General features: G+C 64.8%; 2 protein-coding genes. Both read left to right on the forward strand.

What is annotated here, in order from left to right; translation table 11 throughout:
- Positions 1 to 707: phage portal protein (locus AC628_RS41435; protein ID WP_143202108.1), on the forward strand; the 707-nt coding region annotated here is incomplete at its 5' end.
- Entirely contained in the window at positions 700 to 1,569 is an 870-nt protein-coding gene (locus AC628_RS41440; RefSeq protein WP_074132546.1) for a S49 family peptidase, read from the forward strand. The genes AC628_RS41435 and AC628_RS41440, both read left to right, overlap by 8 nt.
- The last annotated feature ends 224 nt before the right edge of the window (positions 1,570 to 1,793 follow it).

Below are 1,793 nucleotides of genomic sequence, written 5' to 3' on the forward strand. Positions count from 1 at the left end.
ATGTTTTTGCGCGCGCGATCGCCGTCCATGAGTATGGCGACATCTGGTTTAAGAACAACGGTCAGTCCGGCGGCACGCTCGAGCATCCCGGCGTGTTCAAGGACAAGGCCGATCGAAACGAGTTTCTCGAAAACTGGCGCGCTGCCGGGACCGGGATGAACCGGCACAAGGATCGGCTGCTGACGCACGGCGTCAAATATAACCCGATCAAGGTCACCAACTCCGAGGCGCAGCTGCTCGAGACCGAGGACGCCGCCGACACTGCGGTTTTCGGCCTTTGGAGCTATCCACTGCATCGCGCATCGCGCCTCAAGCGCGCGACGAATAACAACGTCGAGCAGCAGTCGCTCGATTTTGTCGTCGGCTGCGTGGCGCCGCTCGCGATCGAGATCGAGCAGGGCGTCGAGCGGGATCTGCTGCTCGACAACGAAAACGGCGATCTGTTTTTCGAGTTCAACTTTTTCGGCCTGCTGCGCGGCGATCTGCTCAATCGCTATCGGGCGTATCTGATCGGCCGTCAGGGCGAATGGCTGTCGGCAAACGACATCCTGCGGTTTGAGAACATGTCGCCGCGGACTGATCCCGGCGGCAATGACTACAAAAACCCGCTGACAAAGGACTCCGCCGGCGGCGCGCAGGGCGTCGACGACAAGGCCGGCGCCGGCGGCAGCTCGAGCTCTCCAAACGAGGACAGCAACAATGATTAAGATCGAATCCGCGGCGCCGGATCTGCGCCAGGTGCTGACGCAGATCACGTCGATCGACGCCCTGGTCGCGCTCGAGGTCTCAGCGCTCGCCGATTGCCTGGCGCGCACCGAACAGCGCCAGGCGCTCCTCGCAGCGGCTACGGCGCAGGCCTCGAGTTCGGCGAGCAAGATCGCCCTGGTCTCGATTGCCGGTGGTCTGACGCCACGCGGCAGCTGGTTCGGCTCGAGCCTTTCCGGGATCGAGGCGCAGGTCAGGCGCGCCGCGGATGACCAGGACGTCGCCGGCCTCGTCCTCGACGTTGACAGTCCCGGCGGCACGGTCTCCGGCACGGTCGAGGCGGCCGCGGCTGTCGCGGCGGCTGCAGCGAAAAAGCCGGTCATCGCTATCGCAAACACGCTGGCGGCGTCGGCGGCCTATTGGATCGCCTCGCAGGCAAGCGAGCTGGTGATGACGCCGTCTGCAGACGTCGGCTCGATCGGCGCGATGATTATGCACCAGGATATTTCCGGCTGGCTCGACCAGGTCGGGATCAAGATGACGATCGTCCGCTCGGAGCAATCGCCGCTGAAAAACGAGGCGCATCCGTTCGCGCCGCTGTCGGATGAGGCCAAGGCCTATCTGCAGGGCCGAGCAAATGAGGCTGGCGCCGATTTCGTCAAGGCCGTCGCTGGCGGCCGGCGCGTGACGCAGACCAAGGTCCGCGAGGAGTTCGGGCAGGGTCGCATGCTCGGCGCGCGCGAGGCCGTCGCGCGGGGCATGGCGGACCGGATCGCAACGCTCGACCAGGTCATCGGCGGCATGTTGCAGCAGCGCTCGCCGCGGCCGAGCTCGCGCCGGCGATCAGCGCTGGCGTTTGAATAGGCCTCAGACGAGGTCGCTCTCCCTTTTCAGTTCCTGAGTTGCTCGACCCGCGCCGTCGCCTGGACAGCGGGAATGCGGGCTCTTTCTCCGTCCAGGCAAAACCACCAACCAACCAGGAGTCACTGATCCATGCGAGTGGACATCAAGCAGCTGCGCCAGGCCCGCGCCAATAAGGCAAAGGACGGCAAAACCGCGCTCGAGCAGCTCAACGCGCTGCAGGGGAA

The sequence above is a fragment of the Bradyrhizobium sp. NAS96.2 genome, assembly GCF_001908235.1.
In the GTDB taxonomy this organism is placed as follows: domain Bacteria; phylum Pseudomonadota; class Alphaproteobacteria; order Rhizobiales; family Xanthobacteraceae; genus Bradyrhizobium.

Excerpts from the sequence above, each read along its gene's own strand:
- AC628_RS41440 (WP_074132546.1), top strand. The coding sequence starts at position 700 with ATGATTAAGATCGAATCCGCGGCGCCGGATCTGCGCCAGGTGCTGACG.